Origin of the sequence: Halorubrum sp. AS12, assembly GCF_051122765.1 — an archaeon.
Classification (GTDB): domain Archaea; phylum Halobacteriota; class Halobacteria; order Halobacteriales; family Haloferacaceae; genus Halorubrum; species Halorubrum trapanicum.
Window position 1 is genome coordinate 1,559,153 of the sequence record NZ_CP185385.1, and the last position, 26,243, is coordinate 1,585,395.

A 26,243-nucleotide genomic window follows, 5' to 3' on the forward strand; every position below is an offset into this window, starting at 1 on the left:
ACGAGAGGCGAAGCGGTCGGTCTCGGGGTCGTCGACGCGACCCGTGACCGGCGGAACCGCCCGCGAGCATCGGCGCGGTTTTAAGTTCCGACTCGGGAAACGTGAGGCATGAACGAGACGCTCTCACGGCTCGTCGACAGCGGCGTGGTCGCGGTGCTGCGCGGGGTGCCGGCCGACCAGCTCATCGAGATCGCGGAGGCGCTGCGCGAGGGCGGCGTCACCGCCGTGGAGATCACCGCCGACACGCCGGACGTGGCCGAGAAGCTCGGGGAGGTTGCCGGCTCCTTCGGCGACGAGGTCGTGGTCGGCACCGGGACGGTCCTCGACAGCGAGACGGCGAGAACGACCCTGATGGCGGGCGCGGAGTTCGTCGTCTCCCCGAGCCTCCACGAGGACGTCATCGAGACGCTGCAACCGGTACGGCGCCGTCACCGCGCCCGGCGTGATGACCCCGACCGAAGCGATCCGCGGCTACGAGGCCGGCGCCGACTTCGTGAAGGTGTTCCCCGCGAAGACCGTCGGCCCGGACCACCTCGGCGCGATGAAGGGACCGCTCGGGCAGATCCCGATGATGCCGACCGGGGGCGTCGGCCCGGACAACGCCGCGGACTACATCGACGCGGGCGCGTTCGCGGTCGGCGCCGGCGGCGCGCTCGTCGACTACGACGCCGCCGAGCGCGGCGACTACGAGGCGATCACGGAGACCGCCCGCGAGTTCACCCGCGTCGTCGAGGAGGCGCGGGCCGAGGACTGACGGGCACTTCCGAGTCGAATCCGTCCGAGAAGTTGGGAAGCGCTACGTCGGAATGGAGTTTCGTGACGGGTATCCGAGGGCCCCGCCAGAACGGGTCGATCGAGTGAACTTACTTGTGCTTGCGTGTCGCTAACGCGTGGTATGAACCCAGAGGAGAGACCGGACTTCCTCACGGAAGACGACGAAGAGAACGTGAAGCGCCTGGTAAAATACGAGACGCACCTCTCGTATGAGATCCATCAGGAAGTGATTGCGGAGAACCCGGAGTTGGCCGGGGTCATCACCCCGAGCGACTTGCTCCCGAAGGTCGACGACGCCCTGAAATGGGGCAAAGACAAGTTCACAGACGGCGATAAGGAGGAGCCAGAGGAACGCTGACGGACTTCGAACGGGACCCGTTCGAGAGCCGTTAACGGGACAATTCAAGAGCGATCTAACAGCGGTTCAAGCGAGGTTGGGTCACATGAAGTCGGCGATTCCGGACTGCTTGTTCGTGTCGTCCTCGAATATCGACTCCAGCGACTGGTCTAACACCTTCAGCCGCTGTTTCGTGTAGGGCCGACAGTCGAATCGTTCCGCCACCTCGATGGCGGTGTCGACGTACTTGCTCACCGACCCCTCGTGGACCGTGAGGTTCACGCGGCCGCCGCACTCGCGGCACTCGCCGGTCAGGGGCATCCGACGGTACTTCTCGCCGCAGTCGAGACAGCGTGTCTCCTGCCGCGAGAACGCCCGGAGGTTCCCGATGATGTCGGGCAGGAAGTGGTACTCGATCACGCGCTCGGCCACGTCCGTCTCGTCGACCGCGCACAGCTTCCGGGCCAGCTCCAGCTGCGCGTCCATCTTCTCCATCATGTCGCCAAGCGTCTTGTACGCCGACAGGTCCGGGCCCATCGCGATGTCCGTCGTGTCGTGGGTGTGGTCGAACCCGTGGTACTCGTCGTCGGTCCCGAGCGTGTCCTCGCCGATCTGGATCAGCTCCTCGACTTCCTCCGGGTCGGCTAGCTCGCGCGACGCCTCGTACAGCTCCAGCGGGTACTCCCGCACGATGTCGACGTTGTGCGCCTCGTCGTCGATCTCCGAGGGGTCGATCCGCGAGGACATCACGAGCGGGGCGTCCATTCGGCCGCCCCGCTGGTCCGGCAGAAATTCTTTCGAGAAGTTGAGAAGCCCGTCCATTAAGAGCATTACACAATCCTCGTCACCGTCGCAATTCCGGCGTTTCGCGGCGTGAAAGTACGGATGAGCGTATCCCACCGCGGCCGATGTGAAACCTACTACTCTCCCGACAGTTGCCGCGCTCGTGTGCGGCGCCATCCCGAAGACGAGCTCGCCGACGAGGTCGTCGCGCTCGTTCACCTCGTAGAAGCGGTCGAGCCCGTAGAACTGTTCGAGCAGGTCGTCGACGAAGTCCGCGGTCTTGAGCATGTGCTCGGCCGCGCCGTCCGAGAGGACGATGTCCTGGACGCGGAGTTCGACCACCTGGTCGTCGTGGCGCAGCGGCTCGTCGTCGATGTCGGTCTCGTACCCCAGTTCGCGGAAGTGGTCCGCGGTGACGTCGAGCTCCTCGGGCCGGACCGCGGTGACCGGGAGATCGGTCATGTCGTACCGGACCGTGCCGTCCTTGAACGACGTGACGCCGTTCTTCGCGCGGAGGACGCCCTTCTCGATCGGCTCGGGCGTCTTGTTCCGCGAGGTCAACCCCTGAACGCCCTTCAGGATCTCGAAGGCCGACTCCCGCTCGCCGACCGTCTCCAGCGCAGAGCGGTACGCGTCGTTGACGTCGACCTCCTGGTAGCTCGCGGCCGTCACCTCCCACTCGCAGTTCGGGCACTCGACGCGGCCGGCCTCGTCCGGCTCGCAGACGGTGCCGCAGTCGTTACACTCGTAGTGCGGCTCCGTGTGCGTCTCGCAGTCGGGACAGATCGCGGCGTAGGTGTGCTCGCCGCAGTCCGGGCAGACCCGGTCGGAGACCTGAAGCTCGTGCCGTCCCCGGTGGCCGGTGTCGTCCATCACGTTCGCGGCCTCGGCGACGTCGCGCTGGGGGCCACCCGCCTCGTTGATCGGGAAGAGGGTGTGGACCGCGGGGGACAGATCGCGGCTCTCCGACTTCTCGGGCCGTCCCATCCGGTTGCCGATCCGGGTCGGCGCGCGTTCGCGCACCTCGAACGGGGCGACCTCGTTGACCGCGCGGACCGCGTTCTCGCCGTCGGCGTAGCCGCGGGCCGCGGCCGAGAAGTCGTCTGCGTCCCACTTCTTGCGGAGTCCGTCATCGATCCCGAGCGAGCGGGCGAGCGGGCGCCACGTCGGGATCCGGAGCGCGTCCGGCGTCGCAGCGTGTTCGATCAGCAGCGACTCCAGCGCGTCCCGAACCGCGTCGGTGTGCTCGACCGCGAGGACGCCCTCGACGACCTCGCCCGCGGCGACCGCGTCGGCGAGCGCCTCGAACCCCTCGACAGAGATATCGTGCCAGAGGTAGGTGTACTCGGGGTGGAGCGGGCAGTCGTACTCGCGCGCCCACGCGAGCGCCTCGTCGACGTCGGGGTGTTCGAGGTCGACGTGCGGGTCGTCGCGCAGCGCGCGGACGTCGGCGCCGGCCGCCTCGAACTCCTGGACCCACCACTCGGGCGCGTACGACGCCGGCGCGAGCGGGTGGTTGTTCTCGACGAACTCCCCGTAGTTGACGAGGTACTCGCCCAGGTCGAGCACCTTCTCGATCCCGTTGCGGATTTCCTTGGCCTCCTCGGGGTCGTCGATCCGGCGGACCTCGCCGTTCGCGAGCCGGACCGTCGGTCCCTCGATAGAGTCGACGGGGACGACGCCGTGGGCCTTCCCGGGCCGCTCCGTCTTGATCTGCGTCCCGGCCGCGAGGAAGTCGTCGACGATGTCGCATCGTGGCCGGGTGGACCCCGCCGGTCGCGAAGCCGTGGTTGCGCGCGCGACCGTACCGGAGCCGGAACCCACCCACTTCGCTCGGGTGGGTGAACACCGGCCGCCCCGCGATGAGGTCCCGGAGGAACTTCTGTGAGGAGTCGGCCCGGAGCGGTCCGGCCGCTCCGTCTTCGGTCGAGTCGTCGCCGGCGGTCTCGTTCGCTTCCGCGTCGCTTTCGGCGTCTTCGCTACCTTCGTCGTCGGCTTCCGAGTCCGATCCGTCGCCGGCAGCGTCCCCGTCGCCCGCGCCGTCCTTCCCGATCGTCCCGTCGATCAGGTCCTGGAGCCACGGCCAGTCGACCTCGTCCAGATCGCGGGTGTATCGCTGGATCTTCGGGGCCTTCAGCGCGATCCCCTCGGCGGCGACGAGGCACATCCCGCCGCGCGCGGAGTTGGTGTCGACTCGTTCGAGATCGCGGAACCCCGAGACCTCCTCGTCGCTCGTCGCCTCCCCGTCGAGCATGACGGGGATGTGCTTGGCGATGAACTTCGACTCCTTGTCCTTCGGCGTGTACTGGAGCCCGGTGTCTTTGTCGTATAAGGCGATCTCCTCGGCGTAGCGCTCGACCTCGACGTCCCGGGGCTTGTACTCGTCGACGCCGAGCAGCGACCGGGCGTAGTCGGCGACGAGCACCGACAGCGCCTGCGCGGTCCCGCCCGCCGAGCGGATCGGGCCGGCGTAGTAGACGTTGACGAACTCGGTGCCGTCGTCGTTCTCCAGCAGTTCCACGCGGTCGATCCCCTCGATCGGCGCGGCGACGACCCCCTCGGTGAGCAGCGCGACGGCGGTCCGGACGGCGCCCTCGATCTTCCCCTCGCGGGAGTCGTAGTCGCCGACGTTGCCGTCGACGAAGTCGGTGACCAGCTCCAGGGCCGCCTCCTCGCGGGACATCTCGCCCTCCAAGTCGCGGACGCGCTCCGCGACGCCGTCGATCCCGAGGATGTTCTCGACGCGGTCGGCCATGTCGCGGGCGACCGGGATCTCGATCTCCGGCTCCGGATCGCGGCCCTGCTCTTTGGCCGTCTCCGCCACGTCCCACGCCTCGTCAAGCCGCTCCTCGATCCGCGCGAAGTAGCGTTCGTCGTCCGGTCTCATCGCGCGTCGATCGCGGGGGCCGCGGAGTGCGCTCGTCGGCTCACAGCCACAGGTCCAGATCCGTGGCCTCGTCGTGCGAGCGCTCCAGCGGCTCCGCGAACGCGCGCAGGTGACACTCGCCGGCCCAGACGGTCGCCGAGTCGAGGTGGCCCGCGAGCGCCTGTCCGCTCGGCCGCGAGAGCACGACGTGGGTGTGCGCGAACACGTCCCCTTCCAGCAGCGAGACGTTGCCCACGCAGGCGGCCACCTCCAGCGGTTCGTCGAACGTCACCGAGCGGTACTCGGTCTCCTCCTGGTCGTAGAACCAGACGTCCGCGTCCTGGACCGCGCCGAGCGCCGTGAACCAGCCGGCCTCGACGTCCTCCGCGCGGGCGAGGCTCTCTATCTCCTCGCGCCAGTCGGCGCCCGTCTCGAACCGCGCGACGTACTCCGCCGTGGGTTCGACCTCACGATGGTACATAGAGACGCTCCACGGGTGCCGGGGGCAAAAAGGCTTCAGTCGGACCGAGCGAGACCGGCAGGTATGATTTGGTATAGCGGTATGAGATTTAACCAGCGTCGAGAGGGACGCACGAGAGAATCGACCGAGGATACGTTATGACGCGTCTGAACCGCTAAAACGTCCCATTATCGGCGAACAGCGATGCGACTCGCGGAACGGAAAGAGAGGAGAAGAGCGTCGAGCTCGAGCCGTCTCAGAACGGGGCCTGCGGGCCTTCGTCGTCGCCGCCGTCGTCGGTCGTCTCGCCGGGGAAGGAGGGAGACATCCCGCCACCGCTGCTGGTGCCGCCGAGGTCGCCGTCGGCGCCGGCCGCCGCGCCGGTGTCCGCGTGGACCGTCTCGATCTCGGGAATCTCCTTGACCATCCGGGACTTGATCGCCTGGATCGTCATCGGGGAGATACCGCAGCCGGAACAGGCGCCGCCGAGCTGGACCGTGACCTCGCCCTTCTCGCGGTCGAGGTGGGCGATGGCGGCGCTCCCGCCGTGGATCTGGATCTGCGGGAAGTTGCGCCGCAGGAAGTTCGTGATCCGCTCGCGGAGGTCGTTGTCCGCGTCAGTCGTGTCCGTGCTCATGCCTGCGAGTTGGCGGTCGGCGGGCTTATGCCTTTGGTTCGGGCGGATGCGGACGGGCTACGCGCCTCGTCGCGACTCTCACTCCGGACGATCGACGCCGAGGGTCCGGTACAGCTCGGACTCGATCCGCTCGACGTACTCCTCCAGCGTCTCCTCGAACGTCTCGTCGTCGACCGCGACGGCGCCGCGGATGCGCTCGCGGGGGTTCTCCGGGAGTTCGACGCGGAACTCGCCGTCCTCGTAGAACGGCTCAGACTCGTTGAGCACGGTCTGGTCGATACCGTGGATCAGCTCCGAGTCGTACCGGTCGTTCATCTGGTTGAACGCGTTCTTGTACGCCCGCTGGAGTTCGTTGAAGTAGTTGGCGTACTTGTCCTCGAACTTCTCCGGGTCGAACTCGTCGGCCATGTCGCGAGCGAGGGTCTGGCGGGAAAAAAGGCGGTCGATCGCCGCCGAGACGCCGAAATCGGTGGAGAGCTCGTGCCGTAGGTCAGAGAGGAGGTTGGAGCGGCGCGGCGATAATAAATTGTATTTCGCTATATAGAATCTGCTGGTCGCAGTTCACCGGCGGGTCGGGGGGCGCATCGCGAACCGCGAGGCTTCCGTCGATGACGCAATTCGGCGGCGAACTCCCGAACAACGAGCTACCGGACAACGAGGGGCGGATCCGAGACGGCTCGAAAAAGAAAACCGGACCGCGGCGACGACCGCGCTACTACAGGTCGAAGCGGTCGAGCTTCATGACCTCGCTCCACGTCGCGGCAAAGTCCTCGACGAACTTCTCCTCGTCGCTTGCGTACACGTCCGCGATGGTGCGGAGCCGCGCGTTCGACCCGAAGATGAGGTCGGCGCGCGTCGCCTCCCACTCAACCTCGCCGGTCTCGCGGTCGCGGATCTCGAAGACGTCGTCGTCTTCGGTGACCGCGTCCCACTCGTACTCCATATCGAGCAGGTTCGCGAAGAAGTCGTTGGTGAGCGTTCCGGCCCGGTCAGTGAAGATTCCGCGGTCGGAGTCGCCGTAGGTCGCGCCGAGCGCGCGCAGGCCGCCGGCGAGCACGGTCATCTCGGTGGCGGTCAGGTTCAGCAGGTCCGCCTTGTCGACCATGAGGTCCTCGACGTTCTCGTCCGCGTCGCCGAGGTAGTTGCGGAAGCCGTCGGCCTTCGGCTTGAGCGCCTCGAACGACTCCTCGTCGGTCTGCTCTTGAGTCGCGTCGACGCGACCGGGTTCGAACGGTACCTCGACGTCGTAGCCCGCGTCGGCCGCGGCCTGCTCGACGGCCGCGGTCCCGCCCAGCACGATGAGGTCGGCGAGCGAGACGCGGACATCGTCGGACCGCGACTCGTTGAACTCCGCCTGGATATCCTCGAGCGTCGAGAGGACGTCGGCCAGCTGCTCCGGCTCGTTGACCTCCCAGCTCCGCTGCGGTTCGAGGCGGATGCGGGCGCCGTTGGCGCCGCCGCGCTTGTCGCTGTCGCGGTAGGTGGACGCCGCCGCCCACGCGGTCTTGACGAGTTCACCGACCGACAGCTCGGAGTCGAGGAGCTCGGACTTCAGCTCCGCGACCTCCGCGTCGCCGATCGCGTCGTAGTCGGCGTCCGGCAGGGGGTCCTGCCAGAGCATCGTCTCCTCCGGGACCTCGGGACCGAGGAACCGCTCCGGCGGACCCATGTCGCGGTGGATGAGCTTGTACCACGCCTTCGCGAACGTCTCCTGGAACTCGTCGGGGTCGTCGCGGAACTCCTCTAAGACGGCCCGGAAGTCGTCGTCGTGCTTCAGGGCGACGTCCGTCGTGAGCATCATGATGTCCTCCTTGTCGGAGGGGTCCGCGACGCCGGGCGCGGCGTCGTCGAGCTCGTCGTTCTTCGTCGTCCACTGCCAGGCGCCGCCGGGACCCTTCTCCGGCTCCCAGTCGTAGCTGAGCAGGTTGTTGACGTAGCTCATGTCCCAGACGGTCGGGGTGGCGTTCCACGGTCCCTCGATGCCGCTGGTGATCGCGTCGGGACCCTTCCCCTCGCCGAACTCGTTGTCCCAGCCGAGACCCTGGAGGTCGATGGGGGCGTCCTCGGGTTCGGGACCGAGGTTGTCGCCGTCGTCAGCGCCGTGGACCTTCCCGAACGTGTGGCCGCCGGCGATGAGGGCGACGGTCTCTTTGTCGTTCATCGCCATCCGGCTGAACGACTGCCGGATGTTCTTCGCCGAGCCTTCCAGATCCGGCTCGCCGTTGGGACCCTCGGGGTTGACGTAGATGAGGCCCATCACGGTGTTGCCGAGCGGGGGTTTCAGGTCGCCGTTCTCGTCGAAGCGCTCCTCGGAGGTCACCTCCCACTCGCTTTCGGGACCCCAGTCGACGGCGTCGTCGCCCCGGAAGTCGTCCTCGCGGCCGCCCGCGAAGCCGAACGTCTCGAAGCCCATCGACTCGAGCGCGACGTTGCCGGTGAGGACGATGAGGTCGGCCCACGAGAGCTTGCTGCCGTACTTCGTCTTGACCGGCTCCAGCAGCCGCCGGGCCTTGTCGAGGTTCACGTTGTCCGGCCAGCTGCTGATCGGCGGGAGCCGCTGGTGACCGCCGGCGGCGCCGCCGCGCCCGTCGAGCGAGCGGTACGTCCCGGCGCTGTGCCACGCCATCCGGATGAACAGCGGTCCGTAGTGCCCGTAGTCCGCCGGCCACCACTCCTTCGAATCGGTCAGCACGTCTTCGAGGTCGGATTTGACCGCCTCGAGGTCGAGCTCCTCGAACTCCGCCGCGTAGTCGAAGTCCTCGCCGTACGGACTGACGTCGGCGGCGTTCTGATCGAGTAGCTCCAAGTCCAACTGGTCCGGCCACCAGTTTTGAGTATTACTAACCATCAAGAAATGGTCGGTCCTCGCCGCTCATAATATTGTCTAATTCGGAGAGGGAAACATCGTTATAACGGAGGGATTGTATCGAAATAATGAAGTTCTATTTGTGGATCTGCGAAGTCAATGCTGTGGACCGCAGCGTCTGTCTTCGGGGTTCGAGGAACCAAGGGACGGCAGTCGGAGCGCAGGCTGTTCGGGAGCCTGACAAGTCAGGACGAAACGGGGTGAATCACAACCGCGACCGCGAAGGGCTGTCAGTCACGGCGAGTGCGACGCGTTCTCGTCGGACCGCGAGTGCGACGCGTTCGGCGGTTCAACGTCAACTGCGATCCGCTCAGCGATTCAGCGTGTGGATCGCCTGCCCGCGCGCGTTCTCGGCGGCCTCCATCACGGCCTCCGCGAGCGTCGGGTGGGTGTGGACGGTCGCCGCCACGTCCTCCAACGTCGCGCCCATCTCGATCGCGAGCGCGACCTCGGCGATCAGCTCCGAGGCCTCCGGCCCGACGATCTGCGCGCCGAGCACGAAGTCGGTCTCGTCGTCGGCGACGATCCGGACGAACCCCTCGGTGTGGCCGGTCGTCATCGCCCGCCCGGAGGCGTTGAACGGCATCTCGCCGACCGCGGGGTCGAAGCCGGCGTCTTCGGCCTCGCTCTCGGTCATCCCCACCGTACCGATCTCGGGGTCGGTGAAGGCGGCCGCGGGGATCGCCTGCTGGTCCATCGCGGCCGGCTCGCCCGCGATAACCTCAGCGGCGACGATCCCCTCCTTCGAGGCCGCATGCGCGAGCATCGGATCGCCGGCGACATCGCCGACGGCGTGAATGTGTTCGACCGCCGTACGAGTGCGGTCGTCGGTGTCGATGAACCCTCTCTCGTCCGTCTCGATCCCGGCATTCTCCAGGTCGAGACCGTCGGTGACCGGCTGGCGGCCGACCGCGACGAGGATCTTGTCGACGCCGTACGACGACTCTTCCCCCTCCTCCGTCTCAGTGTGGAGGAGGTAGCCGCCGTCGGGCGCCTCCGACCACTCGCTCGCGCCCTCACCGAACTGGAACTCGACGCCCAGCTCCTCGGCGCGCTTGCGGACGATCCGTTTCACGTCGTCCTCGTAGGGGTCGAGGATGTCGTCGAGCATCTCGACGACGGTCACGTCGGCGCCGAGCTTGGCGTACGTCGTCGCCAGCTCCATTCCGATGTAGCCGCCGCCGACGATCCCGAGCCGGTCCGGGACGGTGTCGGCGTCGAGCGCGTCGGCGGAGCTCCAGACGTGGTCCTCGGAAAAGTCGAAGCCGGGGATCTGGATCGGCCGCGAGCCGGTCGCGACGACCGCGTGTTCGAACGACAGCGTCTCGGACCCCTGCCCGTCGCCGCCGTGCGCGACGCGGACGGTGTTTTCGCCGACGAACGAGGCGGTCCCCGGAACGAGGTTCACGCCGTTGGCCTTACAGAGCTTCTCGACGCCACTCGTCAGTCGGTCGACGACGCCGTCCTTCCACTCGACCATCTTCCCCATGTCGACGGCGGGGTCCGCGTGGACGCCCATGAACTCCGCGTTGCCGGCCTCGTGGGCGAGCCCGCTGCCGGTGATCAGCGCCTTCGAGGGGATCGGCAGCCGCGGTTGAGACAGGCGCCCCCGTAGGCGTCCTTCTCGACCAGCGTCGTGTCGAGTCCCTCCTGTGCGGCGCGGATTGCGGCGACGTAGCCGCCCGGTCCCGCACCGATAACCAGTACCTCCGTTCCCGTGGTGACGTCTCCGACGACCATTATTCGTTGAGTAGCAGCAGGGGGTTTTCTAAGTGTTCCATGACGGTGTTCGCGAACTCGGCCGCGACCGCGCCGTCGACGACCCGGTGGTCGATCGACAGGGAGAGCGGGAGCGTCGGCGCCGGGACGACCTCGCTTTCCCCGTCGCGCTCGCGCACGACCGGGCGCTCCTCGATGGCACCCAGGCCTAAGATTGCGGTCTCGGGGTAGTTGATGATCGGCGTGGCGTACTCGCCGCCGATGGCGCCGAAGTTGGTGATGGTGAACGTGCCGCCCTTCATCTCCGCGGGCTTGAGCTTGCGCTCGCGGGCGCGGGAAGCGAGGTCGTTCACCTCCTCGGCCAGCTCGAAGAGTCCCTTCTCGTCGACGTCCTCGACGACCGGGACCATCAGCCCGGCGTCGGTCGCGACCGCGATCCCGAGGTTGTACTCGCCTTTCAAGACGATCTCCTCGTCGTCCTCCCGGAGCTCGCTGTTGAGGTACGGGTGTTCCCTCAGGCCGGCGACGATGGGCTTCATCACGAACGGCATGTAGGTGAGCTTCACCTCCGCCGCCTCGGCCTTCGGCTTCAGCTCCGCGCGCGCCTCCACGAGTGCGTCGACCTCGGCGGTGTCGTGGTGGGTGACGTGCGGCGCCGTGAACTTCGACCGCTCCATCTGCTTCCCGATGGTCCGCCTGACGCCGCGGTAGGGGACGGTCTCGTCGCCCGAACTCGCTGAAGCGGCGTCCGTTGCGACCGGCTCCGCGCCCACGTCGGCGGCGGCCGGTTCCGTCTCGGGGGGCGACGACGCCGACTCCAGCGCGTCGGCGTACGCGTTCACGGCCTCGGCGGTGACGAACGCCTCGCCGTCGCGGGTCTCGTCGGTCGGCACGTCGTCGAGGTCGACGCCGCGGTCGCGCGCGACCTTCCGCGTCGCGGGCGTCGCGAGCGTCGTGTCGCGGCCCGCCGGCTCGGGACCCCCGGCAGAAGTCGTCGCCGAGGCGTCGGCGGAGCCGTCGTCGCCGCGCTTGCTGACCGCGGACTTCCGCCCCGCCGATCCGGTATCGGTCGGCGTCGGCGCGGGTCGCGGTTCGGGACCGTCGTCCGGACCGTCCGCATCGGCGGACCCGGCGTCGCCCTCGGCGTGCGCTCGCACGTCGGCCTCGGTGACGCGACCGCCGGGACCGCTCCCGTCGACGGCCGCGACGTCGACGCCGAGCTCGCGGGCGAGCCGGCGGGCCGACGGCGGCGCGAAGGTGCGCCCGGAGGGCGTGTCGGGTTCGGTTTCGGACTCGGCGGAGTCCGCCTCGGCCTCGTCGGCGGCCGCGTCCGGTTCCGGCTCCGTCTCGTCGGCCGTGGCCGAGTCGGCTTCCGGTTCGACCTCGGTCTCCGCGTCGTCGCCGGCCGCGTCGTCGCCGGCGACCTCCTCGTCGACGCGGAACGAGATGATCACGTCACCGACGGGGACCATCTCCCCTTCCTCGACGAACAGCTCCTCGACGACGCCGTCGTAGCTCGACGGCACCTCGACGAGCGCCTTGTCGGTCTCGACCTCGGCGACGGGCTGGTCCTCCTCGACGCGGTCGCCCGGCGCGACCAGCCACGAGACCAGTTCGCCCTCCGCGACGCCCTCGCCCACGTCCGGCAGCTTGAACTCCTTGACTGTCATGCGTCCCCCTCCTCGGCGGTCACGCGTCGCCCCGCGACGGTCGTGTTAGCCTCCTCGACTGTCATGGGTGTATCTGCGGCGGTCATCTTAAAATTCGACCGCCTCCAGGATTCCCTCCTCGATGCGCGCCGCGGACGGGAGGTAGTAGTCCTCCAGCGCGTACAGCGGGTACGGCACGTCGAATCCGGCGACGCGGCCGATCGGCGCCTCCTGGTGTAACAGCGCCTTCTCCTGGAGGATCGCCGTTATCTCGCCGCCGAGTCCGCCCGTCTTGGGCGCCTCGTGGACGACGACCGCGCGGCCGGTCTTCTCGAACGCCTCGACTATCGCCTCGCGGTCGAGCGGCGAGACCGTCCGGAGGTCGACCACCTCGCACTCGATCCCCTCCTCGCCGAGCGTCTCGGCGGCCTCCAGCGTGGGGCGCGTCATCGCGCCGTAAGTGAACACGGCGACGTCGTCGCCCTCGCGCCGGGTGGCCGCCTCGCCGATCGGCACGGTGTACGGCTCCTCGGGGACCTCCTCGCGGAACGCCCGGTAGATCAGCTTCGGTTCGAGGAAGATCACCGGGTCGGGGTCGCGGATAGACGCCGCGAGCAGCCCCTTCGCCTCGTAGGGGGTCGAGGGGACGACCACCTTCAGCCCCGCCTCGTGGGCGTAGAACGCCTCCTTCGACTCGGAGTGGTGCTCCGGCGCGCGGATGCCGCCGCCGTAGGGAGCTCGCAGCGTCATCGGGAGCGTGAATCGGCCGCGGCTGCGGGCCCGGAACCGCGACATGTGCGAGACGATCTGGTCGAATCCGGGGTACATGAACCCGGAGAACTGGATCTCCGGGACCGGTCGCATCCCCATCGCGGCCATCCCGACCGCGGTGCCGACGATGCCGGACTCGGCGAGCGGGGTGTCGATCACTCGGTCGCCGCCGAACTCGTCGAACAGGCCCTCCGTCGCGCGGAAGACGCCGCCGTTCTTCCCGACGTCTTGCCCCATCACGACCACGTCGTCGTCCTCGCGCAGTTCGGTGTGTAACCCGTCTCGTACCGCCTGTACCAGCGTGAGGTTCTGTGTGTCGGTCATTTACTCCTCCAAGAACGCCGCGTCGCCGCGGTCGTCGCGCAGCGCGGCGAGCGCCTCGTACTGTCGCTGCAGTTCGGGCGGCATCTCCGCGTAGGCGTGCTCGAACAGCTCCCGCACGTCGGGACGCGCCATCGACTCCGCCTCGTCGATGGCGTCCGCGACCCGCGCCTCGACCGACGACTCGATCTCCGCGACGCGCTCGTCGTCGAGGACCCCCTCGTCGCGGAGGTACGCCTCCAGCCGCGGGATCGGGTCCTTCGCCTTCCAGCGCTCGACCTCGTCGTCGTCGCGGTAGACGGTCGGATCGTCGGCGGTCGTGTGCGCGCCGAAGCGGTACTGGACCGCCTCGATGAGCGTCGGCCGCGGCCGGTCGGCGTCGGGGTCGCGCGCCTTCTCCAAGGCGGCCGTCGTGACGCTGTAGACGGCGAGCGGGTCCATCCCGTCGACCTGAACGCCGTCGATGCCGTACGCCTCCGCCTTCTGCGCCAGCGTCGCGCTCCGGGTCTGCCGCTCGCGGGGCACGGAGATCGCCCACTGGTTGTTGTTACAGAAGAAGACGGTCGGCGTGTCGAACACGCCCGCGAAGTTGACCCCCTCGTGGAAGTCGCCCTCGCTCGTCGCGCCGTCGCCGAAGTAGCAGATGAACGCGTCGTTCTCCCCGCGGAGCTTCGAGGCCCACGCGGCCCCCGTGGCGTGGGGCACCTGCGACGCGATGGGGACGGCGACGGGGAACACGTTGACGTCCGGCGGCGCGTTGTTGCCGTCCTCGTGGCCCATCCAGTAGAGCAGCGTCTGTTTCAGCGGAAGCCCGTGGACTAAGGCGGCGCCGTGTTCGCGGTACGACGGGACCATCCAGTCGTCCGCGTCGAGCGCGTACGCCGACCCGATCTGGGCGCCCTCCTGGCCGGAGAGCGGGGGGTACGTCCCCATCCGGCCCTGCCGCTGGAGGCTCACCGCGCGGCCGTCGAAGTGACGCGCCAGCCGCATGTGCCTGTACATCTCGACGAGCGAGTCGTCGTCGAGGTCGGGGACGTCGCCGACGACCTCGCCGTCCTCGTCGAGGACGCGAACCGTATCGTCGTACGCCCTATCGAACACGGTCACGGTCGAACCCACCTTCGCATGTGCGATCCGTCCACCGCCCGGGTAATATCGTTTTCGTAAATAATTTATTATACTCAGAAATAGCGGCTTCGCTCTGAGAAACCGTCCATCAGACGGGGAGAGAATCGGACGTTCCTGAACAAACCACGAGGAGTTCGGCAATATTTTCGCCAAGATGTGCGTTTCGCGGGTCAGTAACGGACGAACAGGAAGGTTTTCGTCAACGGATCGCCCGCGGAGACGACGAGTCGCGAGTCGCGGCACCGCGGCTTAGCGACAGAAGACAGAACGGTAGAATCGGCGGAGGAGGCGACGCGAGGACGGAACGATAGAATCGGCGGAGGAGGCGACGCGAGGACGGAACGGCGCGTTACCCGAGCCGGAAGGACGGCTCGTCCGGCTCGCCGTCAAGGTCCTCCAGCTGGATCACCTCGTCGTCGCCGTCATCCAGCTGCTCGCGGAGGTAGTTGACGTACCGCTTGTGCTCTTCGAGCTGCTCGCGGAGGTGTTCGGTCTCGAGCTCCAGGCGCTCGTGTTCGCGGACGAAGCTCTTCGGGACCTCGATCTTCGGGGGGAACGACTCCCCTCCCTGGCCGGTGCTCTCCAGTTCCGCCTCCGGGATGACCCGGACCTGGCCGTCGTGGGCAACGAGCGTGTCCACGTAGTCCCGGAAGACCGCCGACAGCGAGATGTCCCGCTCCTCGGCGATGTCGCGGAGGGCCTCGAACGCGCCCTCGTTGACGCGGAACGAGATCGTCTTGTTCTTGTTGCCCATTACCGGACCGTTCGTTCCGCATCTCACTTAAGCGTTTGTCAGACGGTGCCAAGAACGAAATCCGTGTTCGACGATCGGGTCGCGCCGACTACCGCAGATCTCCGCGGCGCGCCGGCCTCCTCACGGCTCCGGCGTGCCGGCCGGATCCGTCTCGTCTGCGGTGGCGTCGTCGAGCGCGGCGTCGTCGTCCGCGGACTCGCCGTCCGCAGGCTCGTCGCCCGCGAGTTCGTCGCCGCTCTCGTCGAGGTCCTCGAGCGCCGACAGCGCGGCGGCCTTGTACGTCTCGGGGTCGTAGTCGTACTCCTCGCGGGCCATCCGCGCGTACTCGTTACCCTCGTCGTCGAACGCGGCGACGCGCTCGACGGTGCGACGGGCGGTCTCCGCGACCCAGCGGTCGCGGGTGGCGGCGTCGACCTCGGTGATCGACTCGGGGCGGACGGAGACCCGGACCGTGCCGTCGTCCGTCTCGTAGGTCCGGGGCTTCCCCACGACTGCGACGTAGGCGGGCGGCTCCAAGTCCCGGAGTTTGGAAGCGGCCTCGGGCTGGTACTGGCCGGCGTACACGAAGAACGTGCCCGTCGGGTCGACGATGCGGCCGCGCCAGTACTCGCTGTCGTCGCCGACGTCCTCCTTCTCCGTGAGCGTGCCGACGAAGAACACGCGGTTCGAGGACTCGCCCGTCGGCAGCAGCGCGTAGACGGGGGCGCGCTCGTCGTCGGACTCGGTGAACGTGAAGCCGGCGTCGTTGAACTCGGTCGCGAACACGCGCCGGGCGACCTCTCGGGTGGGTGCGGATTGGCTCATTTTAAATCGACCTCGCTTCGATCAGCGCGCTTTCAACGTCGACCGTACCGGGATCCTCCATCTCGTCGACCAGGACGTACCGGCCGAAGGTGGGACCGGTGACGCGGTAGTAGCGGCCGAGCACGTCCTCGCCCATCTCCTCGGCGACGACGGTGGTGTCGAGCGCGTCCATCGCCATGTCCTTGGCCGCTTCGAGGGTCATCCCGGTGAGGTCCTCGGTGGCCTCGCGGTCGAAGATGACCTCGGTGACGGTCTCGCCGTCGTCGAGGACGCCCTTGATCCGGAGGTCGAACTCGCCTTCGACCTGGCCGTGCTCGGAGCAGCGCCCGTTCTGGAGGACGCGCGTACAGTCCTCCTCGGGGCAGCGCTTGATGAGTCCGGAGCCGGACTGGATGTCGACGAGGGCGCCCTCGACGGTGTCGGCGTTGTCGCCGACCTCGATCTCCTCGTCGATCTCGGTGATACCGGTCGTCCGGTTGAGCTTCACCGAGTAGCTCCCCTCGTACTCGTCGGTGACGACGTTGGAGAGCTCGTACGCCTGTCCCTCCTCCAGCTCGGGGAGGTCGGAGGTCTCGAAGGCGACGAACTTGATCGTGCCCGACTCGTCGCCGAGGAGGCCGACCTGCGAGATGGAGTCGCTGCGCGGCTCCCACAGGTCGACCAGCTCGACGCGTAAGTCGACCCACTGCTCGTCCTCGTCGATGTCGTTGACGAGGACCTCCTCGCTGCCGCCGCGGCCGAGCTCGTCGCGCTCCATCCCGGCGTCTTCGAGGTAGCTGTTGGTGACGCTCCGGCTGGCCTCGTCGAGGGGGACGCGGTACTCGTCGACGAGCGTCTCCAGCCGCTCCTCGACGTCGTCGGGGTCGACGTCGGTGTGGTCCGAGAACTGTTCCGCTATCGCTTCCGCTTCCTGTCGCAGTTCGCTCATGGGGTGTCTCCGCCTCCGGTCTTGTTTCGGTGGGAGGCGTACGACGGTTGGTTCCTCACCGTATTAAAACGCCCGTAACCGCGGTGAAAGTGAACTGAAAGGGAAGTAGAGGCATCCTTCCGGCAATCCGTCGAATTGATGCTCACACGGCTTCAGAACGAGACAACGCTGACGGCGGGCGCGTCAGACGCCCGTCAGCCGTGCGCGGGCTTCGTTTCGAGTGGAACCGTACCACGGTTCGGAGTCGCATGGGATCGCATCGAACGGCGGAGCGGAAACCTATCGGCGGCGTCAGTCGTCCGCGTCGGGGAACGGCACCTCGATCAGGTCGCCGTCGTCGGGCAGGATACACTCGCCGTCGAACTCCTCGCGGGCGTCCCGGCGGATCGGTCGCGCGTCGGCCGCGTAGCGCGAAGAGATGTGAACCAAGGCGAGCCGCCTCGCGTTCGCGCGGGCCGCGATCGATCCCGCCTCGCGGCCGGTGGAGTGCGCCGTGTCGCGGGCGCGGTCGGCCATGTCGTCGGCGAAGGTCGCGTCGTGGATCAGCAGGTCGGCGTTCTCGGCCGCCTCGACCGTCGTCTCGCGCGGGCGCGTGTCCGCGGTGTACGCCAGTTTGCGACCCGGACGCGGCGGGCCGACGACCTGTTCGGGTTCGACGACCGTGCCGTCCTCAGTCTCGACCGACTCGCCCTCGTGGAGGCGGCCGAACTTCGGCCCGACGGGGACCCCCAGCTCCTCCGCCTTCGGGCGGTCGAACCGCCCAGGGCGGTCGTTTTCCTCCAGGACGTAGCCCTGAGACTTCGTCCGGTGTTCCGTCTCGAACGCGCGCACGACGTACTCGTCGGCCTCGTAGGCGACCTCGCCGGGCGTGACCGGCTCGATCCGGACGGGAAACGCCGGGTCGTGGCCGACAGCGTGGACGAGGTCGTGGAGGTGGTCGCCGGTCCGCGGGGGACAGTGGACCGTCAGGGGGTCGGTGCGGTCGTTGAAGCCGAGCGTCTGGACGAGACCGGGGATCCCGAGGACGTGGTCGCCGTGGAGGTGCGAGACGAACACGCGGTCGACGGCGAACCCGGTGCCGCTGCGCATCATCTCGCGCTGGGTGCCCTCGCCGCAGTCGAAGAGGAAGCGATCGCCCTCGCGGTTGACGAAGACGGCGCTCGCCGCGCGCTCGACGGTCGGGACGGCACCGCCCGTCCCGAGGAAGGTGACGCGAAGAGACATGGCAACTCGTCGGGGCGGCGGTTGTAAACCGGTGTCGATGCGGCCGGGACGAACCGCGCGGCGTCCCCGGCTTCCGCGCCGTCCGCGGCCGACACCCACATGTGTCCGGCCGCCCGAACGCGGACATGCGAGAGCCGATAGCCGCCTTGGTCCGACAGGAGGGGTGGCGCGCGGAGGGGGCGGCCGCCCGCGTCCACTACGAGGGCGGCCGCGACCGGTTCGCGGTGGAGTTCTACGCCGAGACCGACCGCGTCCTCTACTGGACCGTCCCGACCGACGACGACGAGGAGGGGACGGCGTCCCCGATCCCGCGCGACGCCGTTCCGGACCCGCTCCGGCGGCGCGTCCGCGAGGACCTCGACGAAGCCGGTATCGACCCCGCGGTCGAGCGGCGCGGGCTCTGAGTCCGTCTCGCGGTCGTCGGGTCCGCGGCCGACGTGCGCGCCGGTCGGAAGCCCGGCCGAACGGGGTAGTCGCCACCCCGCAGCGAACCCGACGGACGAAATACGCCGAACGGACGCCTGTTACCGGCGTTTTCTGCCGACGTATTTCGGTTCGAAGGAAACCTATTTGCCCGCCTACCCGATACGAGTGCGTGATGAGTGGCGTCGACTGGGAAGAAGACGATCCCTTCGAGGAGCAGCGGGACAAGATCGAGAATCCGATGAAGCGGCTGTTCGTCGAGTACGGCCGCGACTACGCCCCGCAGGTGACGGTCGGCATCCTCGCCAGCGTCTTCGCGCGGCTGCTGGACCTGCTCCCGCCCCTGATGCTCGGTATCGCCCTCGACACGATCTTCCGCAGCGGCGGCGAGGCCCAGTTCGACGAACAGATCCCGTTGGTGTTACTGCCGGACGCGTGGCTCCCGACAGCGCAGGTCGACCAGTTCTGGTTCACGATCGCGGTGCTGGCCGGGGCGTTCCTCTTCGGCGCCGGGTTCCACTGGGTCCGGAACTGGGGGTTCAACGCGTTCGCGCAGAACATCCAACACGACGTCCGGACCGACACGTACGACCAGATGCAGCGGCTCAACATGGACTTCTTCTCGGACAAACAGACCGGGGAGATGATGTCGATCCTGTCGAACGACGTGAACCGGCTGGAGCGGTTCCTCAACGACGGGATGAACTCCGTGTTCCGCCTGTCCGTGATGGTGGTCGGGATCAGCGTCCTCCTCTTCTGGATCAACTGGCAGCTCGCCCTGGTCGCGCTGTTGCCCGTTCCCGTCATCGCCGGGTTTACCTACCTGTTCATCAAGATCATCCAGCCGAAGTACGCCGAGGTGCGGTCGACAGTCGGCAAGATGAACTCCCGGCTGGAGAACAACCTCGGCGGCATTCAGGTGATCAAGGCCGCCAACACCGAGTCCTACGAGTCCGAGCGCGTCGACGACGTCTCGTTCGACTACTTCGACGCCAACTGGGACGCCATCGAGACGCGGATCAAGTTCTTCCCCGCGCTCCGGGTGCTCGCCGGCATCGGCTTCGTCCTCACGTTCATCATCGGCGGGCTCTGGGTGTTTCAGGGACCGCCCGGCCCGTTCACCGGCGAGCTCTCCAGGGGAATGTTCGTCGTGTTCATCCTCTACACCCAGCGGTTCATCTGGCCGATGGCGCAGTTCGGACAGATCATCAACATGTACCAGCGCGCCCGTGCCTCGTCGGCCCGCATCTTCGGGCTGATGGACGAGCCCTCGAAGCTGGAGGAGGACCGCGACGCCGAGGAGCTCGCCGTCGACGAGGGCGACGTGGTGTACGACGACGTGAGCTTCGGCTACGACGACGAGACCATCGTCGAGGACGTCGACTTCGAGGTCGAGGGCGGCGAGACGCTCGCCCTCGTCGGTCCCACCGGGGCCGGCAAGTCGACCGTGCTCAAGCTCCTCCTCCGGATGTACGACGTCGACGAGGGGGAGATCCGGATCGACGGCCAGAACGTCAGCGACGTGACGCTGCGGTCGCTGCGCCGCTCGATCGGTTACGTCGGGCAGTCGTCGTATCTGTTCTACGGCACCGTCCGCGAGAACATCACCTACGGCACCTTCGACGCGACCGACGAGGAGGTCCGGGAGGCCGCGGAGGCCGCCGAGGCCCACGACTTCATCGAGAACCTCCCCGACGGCTACGACACGATGGTCGGCGAGCGCGGCGTGAAGCTCTCCGGCGGCCAGCGTCAGCGGATCACCATCGCGCGCGCCGTGCTGACCGACCCGGACATCCTCATCCTCGACGAGGCGACCTCCGACGTGGACACCGAGACGGAGATGCTGATCCAGCGCTCGCTCGACCGGCTCACCAAGGATCGGACGACGTTCGCGATCGCCCACCGGCTCTCGACTATCAAGGACGCGGACACCATCCTCGTGTTGGAGGGCGGGAAGATCGCCGAGCGGGGCACCCACGACGAACTGCTCGACAACGACGGGCTGTACGCGCACCTGTGGGGCGTTCAGGCCGGCGAGATCGACGAGCTGCCACAGGAGTTCATCGACCGCGCGCAGGAGCGCACCGCGCGGATCGTCGAGGACGCCGAGAGCGACGACGACTGAGCGGGCCCGCGCGAGCAGGCGGGGCGACGCGCCGCTCGGAGCGAGCCGTCACGGCGGGAGACGACGGCCGAGTCACCGCGGGAGTTCGGACCACTCGTCCGCGGATGCCTCCGGGGATGCCTCGCCGTGGCCGAGCGCGTCGAGGACCGCCTCGCGGACCTCAGACGGGTTCCGGAACTGCGTCTCTTCGCACCCTTCGAGCAGGCTGTCGAGCCGCGCCGTCGACGTCGGGGTCTCCAGCTTCGCCGCGCCGTACTGCTCTATCAGCTCCGCCGCCGTGACCGGGTAGCGGTGTTCGCGGAGCGCCCGCTTCAGCGGGCCGAACGTCACAGCGGGAGCCGGATCGTGCGCCTCCGGTTCGTGTTCCGCGTTGTCACCGCTCATGCGGTCGCGATCGGCGGGGAAGGCAATAATACCCCGGGAGCGTTCGCTCGACGATGACGGACGCGAGCGCCGCGAGCGGCAGCGGCGTCGACGGTGACCGCCGCCTATACCACGCCGCGCGTCGAGGTGTCGGTATGCGCCTCAGCGAGGTCGCCTGGACCGACGTCCGCGACGCCGACGTCGACGTCGCGTTCGTTCCGGTCGGCAGCACGGAACAGCACGGGCCGCACGCCCCGCTCGGCACAGACACGCTGAACGCCGTCACGGTCGCCGAGAGCGGCGCCGACGCGTACGAGGGGTCGGGTGGCGAGTCGGGAGCAGACCGCGGCGAGGTCGCGGTCACGCCGCCGATCCCGGTCGGCGTCGCCGAGGAGCACCGCGCGTTCGACGGGACGATGTGGGTCTCTCCGGAGACGTTCCGCGCCTACGTCCGGGAGTCCGCCGAGTCGCTCGTCGCCCACGGGGTCGATCGCGTCGTGTTCGTCAACGGACACGGGGGAACGTCGAGGCGCTCGCGGAGGTCGCCCGTCGGTTCTCGCGCGACCCGGACCACGAGGGGTACGGCGTCGCGTTCACGTGGTTCGAGGCGGTCGGCGACCACGCGAGCGACATGGGCCACGCGGGGCCGCTGGAGACCGCGCTGCTGCGCGCGACGAACCCGGACCTGGTGCGGGAAGAGCGAGTCGACGAGGCGGGCGCGGGCGCCGCCGACCGGTGGGGCGAGTGGGTCGCCGGCGTGAACCTCGCACACGACTCGGACGAGTTCACCGACAACGGCGTCGTCGGCGACCCGCGGGAGGGCGACGCGGAGCACGGCGAGATCCTGCTCGACCGCGCGAGCGACGCGCTCGCGGAGCTGGCGGCCGCGGTCGTCGAACGGAACGAGAGTTAAAAGACGCGGCGCGGTCGCTACTCCTCGTCGTCGTCCGCCGCGTCCTGGAGCGCCCCGCGGATCGCGGGGACGGTGCCGGTGAGGGAGGCTACCTCGTCGGCGGCGCCCTCGATGTCGCCGACGAGCGATTCCAGCTCCTCGATTTCGTCTTTCAGGTCCTCGGCGTCCTCGAAGGCGTCGGCGCGCTCGCCGAGGACGTACGCCTTCTTCGCCGAGCGCACGCTGTCGACCGCGTCGCCGGCGTCAAGCGCGGACTTCAGCCCGTTGAGCGCGCCGAGCACGTTGTCCGCGTCCGTCTCCCACACCGCGTCCGGGTCGGGGAGCTGATCGCGCGCCGCCGCGAGGTGCTCTTCGACCTCGGCGCGGGTCTCCTCGGCCGCCTCGCCGAACAGGTCGTCGTCGTCGAACGTGGACTGGCTCATACTCGGACCGTCGTGCCCGCACCTTTTAAAAACGTGCCCGAAAGCGGAAGTGAAACCGGCGGTGAGGGCGGGTCCGTCGCCGGATCGAGTGGATATCGCGTTCAGTTTCGGTTCGCCGGGAGGGCCGGAACGCGGAGCGGGACCGAAAAGCGGGCCGGAGATCCGAGTCGGCCGGCGACTCAGATGCGGACGAGCAGCTCCGCCGCGATAAGCGTCACGAGGAGACCGAGGACACCCGCGAGGACGGCGAGCGTCCGGAGCTGTTCGAACACCGCTTCGGCGTCCGGCGTCGCCGCGAGGAGGGACGGGCGGTCGCGGGAAGGGGACTTCGCGTCGGAATCGAGGCCCGCGTCGGGGGCGGTGCCGGGGTCGGCGGTGGGGGCGGCGTCGGAGGCTGGACCGGCGTCGGTCTGGGGGTTCGGGTCCGGCACGGTCGATAGTTCGAGCGGGAGGACCGTTAAAACCGACTATGAAGGGACAGTACCGGTATTTAGCGCTCCGGAGATCAGGACCCGTTCCACGGCGCCGCCTCGAAGTCGACGATCCGCTCGCCGCGGTCGAGCGCGTCGATCCGGGCGATCTGGTCGTCCGTCAGGTCGATCCCGCGGGCGGCCCAGTTCTCCTCGACGTGGCCGAAGTCGGCCGCCTTCGGGATCGGCGCGACACGCTCCTTCGAGAGCAGCCACGCGAGGCTCACCTGCGCCGGCGTCGCGTCGTGAGCCGCGGCGATTTCCCGAAGCACGTCGACGTCGGCGACGCGGTTGCGCGCGATCGGCGAGTAGGCCACGAGCCAGTGGTCGTGCTCGACCGCGTACTCACGGAGCCGCTCCTGTTGAAGCAGGGGGTGACACTCCACCTGGTGGGCGAACACGTCGTGCGAGAGGCCGTCGATCGCCTCGTCGAGCTGGTCGGGCCGGAAGTTGGAAAGACCGATCCGGTCTACCACGCCGTCGTCGACGAGGTCGTCGAGCGCAGGCAGCGTCTCTTCGGGGTCGTAGCTGTTGATCGGCCAGTGGACGTACAGCAGGTCGAGCGAGTCGACGCCGAGCCGGTCGCGGCTGGCTCGAGCGGTCTCGACGGCGTCGTCGTACGAGAGGTTGTCCGTCGAGAGCTTCGTCGCGACGAACAGGTCGTCGCGGTCGACGTCGGTGCGGTCGATCCCCGCCGACACCGACGCCTCGTTGTCGTACCCCTGCGCGGTGTCGACGTGGCGGTATCCCGTCTCGATCGCGTGTGCGACCCCCGAGGCGCACTCCTCGCCGTCCGTCAGCTCGTACGTCCCGTACCCGAGTCGGTCGAAGGCGTCTGCCATGGCCTCTCCTTCCGGCGGTCGCGGGAAAAACCCGACCGTTCCGGTGGACGACCCGGCCGTTCCGGTGGATGACCCGGCCGTTCCGGTGGTCGCAGGGATCCGACCGATCGGGTGACCGAACGGGAAGTCGTCTCGCTGTGCGCCGCGTGGGGATCGAGCGCGGCCCTGTGCCGGCTGAGTTATCGAGAGTGAGATCTGGCGAGGAGTTATTATACCGTTCGGGATGCTTCGAACGGGTACATCATGGACAAGGGACCGATCGCCAGGGTTCGGTCCAGCTACGGCACACGGCTCGCGCTGTCGCTGGTCGCGGTCATGGGGGTTTCGGTGGCGTACGGGGCGATAGTGTATCTCAGGGCGACGGAGCTCGGCGGGGCCGGAGCGGAGGTCCGTTCCGGACTCGTCGGCATGTCGCTTCTGACGGTGATCGGACTCGCGCTCATCGGGGTCACCGTCGGCTCGAACACGGTGATCGCGCTCCGACAGCTCACCGGGAAGGCCGAGCGGATGGCCGAGGGCGACCTCACGGTCGAGCTTGAGTCCGGCCGGCCCGACGAGATCGGCCGCCTGTTCGGCGCGTTCGACGAGATGCGCGGCTCGCTGCGCTCGGAGATCGACGACGCGGAGCAGGCCCGCGAGGAAGCCGAGCGGGCCCGACAGGAGGCGGACGCGCGCGCCGAGACAGTCGAGCGGAAGGCGACGGAGTACGAGGCCGCCATGCGCGCGCTCGCCGACGGCGACCTGACGCAGCGGGTCGACCCGGACAGCGACAACGAGGCGATGGCGCGGGTCGGCGCCGCGTTCAACGAGATGGCCGCGGAGCTGGAGGGAACCGTCGCCTCGGTCGCGACCGTCGCGGAGGACACCGCCGACGTCGCCGGCACGGTCGACGACCGGACCGACAGCCTGCGGGCGACCACCGGGACCGTGAGCGAGGCGGTCTCGGAGATCGCCGAGGGGGCGCGGACGCAGCGCGACGACCTCCAAGCCGCGACGGACGAGGCGGAGAACCTCGCCTCCTCCGCCGAGGAGGTCGCCTCGACCGTCACGGACGTCGCGGAGACGGCGGAGCACGCGGCCGAAGTCGGCGAGGAGGGCCGCGAGGCGGCCGAGGAGGCGCTCGCCGAGATGGACGCGGTCGAGGAGACGACCGCGGAGACGACCGCCGAGGTCGAGGCGCTCGCCGCGGAGGTCGAGGAGATCGGCGAGGTGGTCGACACCATCTCAGAGATCGCCGAGCAGACGAACCTGCTGGCGCTGAACGCGTCGATCGAGGCGGCCCGCTCCGGCGCGGACGGCGCCGGCTTCGCGGTCGTCGCGGAGGAGGTGAAGTCGCTCGCGGAGGAGACCCAGGAGTCCGCGGGCGAGATCGAAGCCCGGATCCACGCGGTCCAGGAGCGCGCCGAGACCGGCGCCGAAGCGATGGCCCGCACCGAAGAGCGGATCTCCGCCGGCGTCGACACCGTCGAGACGTCGATCGACGCGCTCGAACGGCTCGCGGAGGCCTCCGAGCGGACGGACACGAGCATGACCGAGATCACGAACGCGACCGAGACGCAGGCGGACTCCGTCGACGCGGTCGTCGGCCACGTCGAAGACGTCTCCGCGATCAGCGCACAGACCGCGAGCGCGGCCGGCGACGTGACCGGCGCGGTCGACGAGCAGGAACAGACTCTCGGCGCGGTCGAGAACGCCGCCGGGTCGCTGTCCGAGCGGGCGCGCGCGCTCAGGCGCGCCGTCGACGGCTTCTCGTTCGACGCCGACGAGAGCGAGATTTCGGGGGCAGTCGGCGCCGACGCCGGGACGGGGGGCGAGACCGCCGTCTCCGACGGAGGCGAGTTCGAGTTCGGCAGCGCGCCGAACGAGGGCGACGCCGAGGGAGGTGATTCGAGATGATCGTCGACACGGCCGTCTGGGCGTGGCTCGGAGTCCTCGCGATGGGCGCGGGCACCGTCCCGCCACTGTGGCGCTGGTTCGCGAAGTCGGGAGAGGGCGACTCTCACGCGCTCCACTACGCCACGCTCGCCGGGGTCACCGGCGTCGCGGCGCTGGCGTACCTGGCGATGGCGCTCGGGTTCGGCGTCGTGTCGACCCCCGGCGGCAACCTCGAAGCCGCGCGGTACCTCGACTGGCTCGTGACGACGCCGCTTCTCATCCTGTTCCTCGGCCTCCTCGCGCGGCCGCCGCGCCGGGTGCTCATCGGGCTGATCGGGGTCGACGTGGTGATCATCGCGGGCGGCGTCCTCGCCTCTGCGACGACCGGGACGACATCGTGGGTCGCGTTCGGCGTCGCCGGCGCCGCCTACGCCGCGCTGGTGTACGGCCTGCTCGTCACGCTCCCGCGGTCGGCGTCGGCGGAGGCGGACCGGGTCACGGCCGTCTTCGGGACACTCCGGAACATCACGGTGGTCCTGTGGACGCTGTACCCCGTGGTGTGGCTGCTCGCGCCGACCGGGTTCGGAATATTGACGCCCGCGACGGAGATGCTCGTGTTCGTCTACCTCGACGTCGTCTCCAAGGTGGGGTTCGTCGCGGTCGCCGTCGCGGGCGCGGACGCGCTCGACCGACTCGGGGTCGGCGATGCGAGCGACCTGGCGGCGGCGTTCGAGTCGCCGGACGCGGCCACCGCGGAGCCGAGCGACGACTGAGCGGGAATCGCGGTCC

At 68.7% G+C, this 26,243-nt stretch carries 20 protein-coding genes and 4 pseudogenes; 7 read left to right on the forward strand and 17 right to left on the reverse strand.

The window, feature by feature from the left end; all coding sequences use genetic code 11:
• Positions 1-108: 108 nt before the first annotated feature.
• Both ACODNG_RS07855 and ACODNG_RS07860 read left to right on the forward strand, forming a co-directional pair.
• Positions 109-754: pseudogene (locus ACODNG_RS07855) on the forward strand (bifunctional 4-hydroxy-2-oxoglutarate aldolase/2-dehydro-3-deoxy-phosphogluconate aldolase).
• A gap of 141 nt (positions 755-895) precedes the next feature.
• Complete coding sequence (locus tag ACODNG_RS07860; protein WP_434520868.1) at positions 896-1,132, forward strand: hypothetical protein; 237 nt, start codon at positions 896-898, stop codon at positions 1,130-1,132.
• Between the two features lie 81 nt (positions 1,133-1,213).
• Here the strand turns inward: ACODNG_RS07860 and ACODNG_RS07865 are convergent.
• The 13 genes and pseudogenes from ACODNG_RS07865 to rnz form a co-directional block, all read right to left on the reverse strand.
• Positions 1,214-4,781, reverse strand: a pseudogene (locus ACODNG_RS07865) (DNA polymerase II large subunit).
• 40 nt (positions 4,782-4,821) lie between these two features.
• Entirely contained in the window at positions 4,822-5,241 is a 420-nt protein-coding gene (locus tag ACODNG_RS07870) for a PPC domain-containing DNA-binding protein (protein WP_424013947.1), read from the reverse strand.
• A 235-nt stretch (positions 5,242-5,476) separates the two neighbouring features.
• On the reverse strand, positions 5,477-5,857 hold the full coding sequence (locus tag ACODNG_RS07875; RefSeq protein ID WP_434520869.1) for a NifU family protein: 381 nt from the start codon (positions 5,855-5,857) through the stop codon (positions 5,477-5,479).
• 78 nt (positions 5,858-5,935) lie between these two features.
• Positions 5,936-6,265: a DUF5783 family protein gene (locus tag ACODNG_RS07880; RefSeq protein WP_371160970.1), complete on the reverse strand. Its 330-nt coding sequence runs from the start codon at positions 6,263-6,265 to the stop codon at positions 5,936-5,938.
• 307 nt (positions 6,266-6,572) lie between these two features.
• The gene (gene katG / locus ACODNG_RS07885) at positions 6,573-8,705 is read right to left on the reverse strand and encodes a catalase/peroxidase HPI (protein WP_434520870.1); all 2,133 of its coding nucleotides are present in this window, start codon (positions 8,703-8,705) and stop codon (positions 6,573-6,575) included.
• Between the two features lie 328 nt (positions 8,706-9,033).
• Positions 9,034-10,463, reverse strand: a pseudogene (gene lpdA / locus ACODNG_RS07890) (dihydrolipoyl dehydrogenase).
• Positions 10,463-12,112 carry a 2-oxo acid dehydrogenase subunit E2 gene (locus ACODNG_RS07895; protein ID WP_434520871.1) on the reverse strand — a complete coding sequence of 550 codons (1,650 nt, stop codon included), beginning with the start codon at positions 12,110-12,112 and terminating at the stop codon, positions 10,463-10,465. The pseudogene lpdA and the gene ACODNG_RS07895 overlap by 1 nt, the downstream one beginning before the upstream one ends.
• A gap of 87 nt (positions 12,113-12,199) precedes the next feature.
• Complete coding sequence (locus ACODNG_RS07900; protein WP_434520872.1) at positions 12,200-13,186, reverse strand: alpha-ketoacid dehydrogenase subunit beta; 987 nt, start codon at positions 13,184-13,186, stop codon at positions 12,200-12,202.
• Positions 13,187-14,290, reverse strand: a complete 1,104-nt coding sequence (gene pdhA, locus ACODNG_RS07905) for a pyruvate dehydrogenase (acetyl-transferring) E1 component subunit alpha (RefSeq protein ID WP_434520873.1) — start codon at positions 14,288-14,290, stop codon at positions 13,187-13,189.
• A 370-nt stretch (positions 14,291-14,660) separates the two neighbouring features.
• On the reverse strand, positions 14,661-15,065 hold the full coding sequence (locus tag ACODNG_RS07910; protein WP_434520874.1) for a CopG family transcriptional regulator: 405 nt from the start codon (positions 15,063-15,065) through the stop codon (positions 14,661-14,663).
• Positions 15,066-15,185: 120 nt separating this feature from the next.
• A complete protein-coding gene (locus tag ACODNG_RS07915) occupies positions 15,186-15,869 on the reverse strand; it encodes an RPA family protein (protein ID WP_434520875.1) in 684 nt (227 codons plus the stop codon).
• Between the two features lies 1 nt (position 15,870).
• The gene (locus ACODNG_RS07920; protein WP_434520876.1) at positions 15,871-16,797 is read right to left on the reverse strand and encodes a replication factor A; all 927 of its coding nucleotides are present in this window, start codon (positions 16,795-16,797) and stop codon (positions 15,871-15,873) included.
• A 291-nt stretch (positions 16,798-17,088) separates the two neighbouring features.
• Entirely contained in the window at positions 17,089-18,021 is a 933-nt protein-coding gene (gene rnz, locus ACODNG_RS07925; protein ID WP_434520877.1) for a ribonuclease Z, read from the reverse strand.
• Between the two features lie 125 nt (positions 18,022-18,146).
• Between rnz and ACODNG_RS07930 the strand changes: the two genes are divergently transcribed.
• Both ACODNG_RS07930 and ACODNG_RS07935 read left to right on the forward strand, forming a co-directional pair.
• Positions 18,147-18,425, forward strand: coding sequence for a DUF7538 family protein (locus ACODNG_RS07930; RefSeq protein WP_434520878.1), 279 nt, complete (start codon positions 18,147-18,149; stop codon positions 18,423-18,425).
• A 194-nt stretch (positions 18,426-18,619) separates the two neighbouring features.
• A complete protein-coding gene (locus ACODNG_RS07935) occupies positions 18,620-20,569 on the forward strand; it encodes an ABC transporter ATP-binding protein (RefSeq protein WP_434520879.1) in 1,950 nt (649 codons plus the stop codon).
• A gap of 72 nt (positions 20,570-20,641) precedes the next feature.
• Here the strand turns inward: ACODNG_RS07935 and ACODNG_RS07940 are convergent, their stop codons facing one another.
• On the reverse strand, positions 20,642-20,953 hold the full coding sequence (locus tag ACODNG_RS07940; protein ID WP_434520880.1) for a DUF5789 family protein: 312 nt from the start codon (positions 20,951-20,953) through the stop codon (positions 20,642-20,644).
• A 134-nt stretch (positions 20,954-21,087) separates the two neighbouring features.
• Here ACODNG_RS07940 and ACODNG_RS07945 point away from each other — a divergent pair.
• Positions 21,088-21,845: pseudogene (locus ACODNG_RS07945) on the forward strand (creatininase family protein).
• 17 nt (positions 21,846-21,862) lie between these two features.
• On the opposite strand, the gene ACODNG_RS07950 reads toward ACODNG_RS07945, so the two are convergent.
• The 3 genes from ACODNG_RS07950 to ACODNG_RS07960 all read right to left on the reverse strand — a co-directional run bounded on the left by ACODNG_RS07950 (position 21,863) and on the right by ACODNG_RS07960 (position 23,579).
• Entirely contained in the window at positions 21,863-22,267 is a 405-nt protein-coding gene (locus ACODNG_RS07950) for a DUF5790 family protein (RefSeq protein WP_210113655.1), read from the reverse strand.
• 179 nt (positions 22,268-22,446) lie between these two features.
• The gene (locus ACODNG_RS07955; RefSeq protein ID WP_434520881.1) at positions 22,447-22,698 is read right to left on the reverse strand and encodes a hypothetical protein; all 252 of its coding nucleotides are present in this window, start codon (positions 22,696-22,698) and stop codon (positions 22,447-22,449) included.
• 74 nt (positions 22,699-22,772) lie between these two features.
• Complete coding sequence (locus ACODNG_RS07960) at positions 22,773-23,579, reverse strand: aldo/keto reductase (protein ID WP_434520882.1); 807 nt, start codon at positions 23,577-23,579, stop codon at positions 22,773-22,775.
• 243 nt (positions 23,580-23,822) lie between these two features.
• On the opposite strand from ACODNG_RS07960, the gene ACODNG_RS07965 reads away from it, so the two are divergent.
• Both ACODNG_RS07965 and ACODNG_RS07970 read left to right on the forward strand, forming a co-directional pair.
• Positions 23,823-25,475 (forward strand): methyl-accepting chemotaxis protein, encoded by a 1,653-nt coding sequence (locus ACODNG_RS07965; protein WP_434520883.1) that lies wholly within the window; start codon positions 23,823-23,825, stop codon positions 25,473-25,475.
• Positions 25,472-26,227, forward strand: a complete 756-nt coding sequence (locus ACODNG_RS07970; protein ID WP_434520884.1) for a bacteriorhodopsin — start codon at positions 25,472-25,474, stop codon at positions 26,225-26,227. The genes ACODNG_RS07965 and ACODNG_RS07970 overlap by 4 nt, the downstream gene beginning before the upstream one ends.
• The last annotated feature ends 16 nt before the right edge of the window (positions 26,228-26,243 follow it).

Coding starts and splice junctions, on each gene's coding strand:
- ACODNG_RS07880 (WP_371160970.1), bottom strand. CDS start 6,265: ATGGCCGACGAGTTCGACCCGGAGAAGTTCGAGGACAAGTACGCCAAC.
- ACODNG_RS07940 (WP_434520880.1), bottom strand. CDS start 20,953: ATGAGCGGTGACAACGCGGAACACGAACCGGAGGCGCACGATCCGGCT.
- katG (WP_434520870.1), bottom strand. CDS start 8,705: ATGGTTAGTAATACTCAAAACTGGTGGCCGGACCAGTTGGACTTGGAG.
- rnz (WP_434520877.1), bottom strand. CDS start 18,021: ATGTCTCTTCGCGTCACCTTCCTCGGGACGGGCGGTGCCGTCCCGACC.
- ACODNG_RS07900 (WP_434520872.1), bottom strand. CDS start 13,186: ATGACCGACACACAGAACCTCACGCTGGTACAGGCGGTACGAGACGGG.
- ACODNG_RS07930 (WP_434520878.1), top strand. CDS start 18,147: ATGCGAGAGCCGATAGCCGCCTTGGTCCGACAGGAGGGGTGGCGCGCG.
- ACODNG_RS07950 (WP_210113655.1), bottom strand. CDS start 22,267: ATGAGCCAGTCCACGTTCGACGACGACGACCTGTTCGGCGAGGCGGCC.
- ACODNG_RS07935 (WP_434520879.1), top strand. CDS start 18,620: ATGAGTGGCGTCGACTGGGAAGAAGACGATCCCTTCGAGGAGCAGCGG.
- ACODNG_RS07875 (WP_434520869.1), bottom strand. CDS start 5,857: ATGAGCACGGACACGACTGACGCGGACAACGACCTCCGCGAGCGGATC.
- ACODNG_RS07915 (WP_434520875.1), bottom strand. CDS start 15,869: ATGAGCCAATCCGCACCCACCCGAGAGGTCGCCCGGCGCGTGTTCGCG.
- ACODNG_RS07970 (WP_434520884.1), top strand. CDS start 25,472: ATGATCGTCGACACGGCCGTCTGGGCGTGGCTCGGAGTCCTCGCGATG.
- ACODNG_RS07920 (WP_434520876.1), bottom strand. CDS start 16,797: ATGAGCGAACTGCGACAGGAAGCGGAAGCGATAGCGGAACAGTTCTCG.
- ACODNG_RS07860 (WP_434520868.1), top strand. CDS start 896: ATGAACCCAGAGGAGAGACCGGACTTCCTCACGGAAGACGACGAAGAG.
- ACODNG_RS07895 (WP_434520871.1), bottom strand. CDS start 12,112: ATGACAGTCAAGGAGTTCAAGCTGCCGGACGTGGGCGAGGGCGTCGCG.
- ACODNG_RS07965 (WP_434520883.1), top strand. CDS start 23,823: ATGGACAAGGGACCGATCGCCAGGGTTCGGTCCAGCTACGGCACACGG.
- ACODNG_RS07910 (WP_434520874.1), bottom strand. CDS start 15,065: ATGGGCAACAAGAACAAGACGATCTCGTTCCGCGTCAACGAGGGCGCG.
- ACODNG_RS07870 (WP_424013947.1), bottom strand. CDS start 5,241: ATGTACCATCGTGAGGTCGAACCCACGGCGGAGTACGTCGCGCGGTTC.
- ACODNG_RS07960 (WP_434520882.1), bottom strand. CDS start 23,579: ATGGCAGACGCCTTCGACCGACTCGGGTACGGGACGTACGAGCTGACG.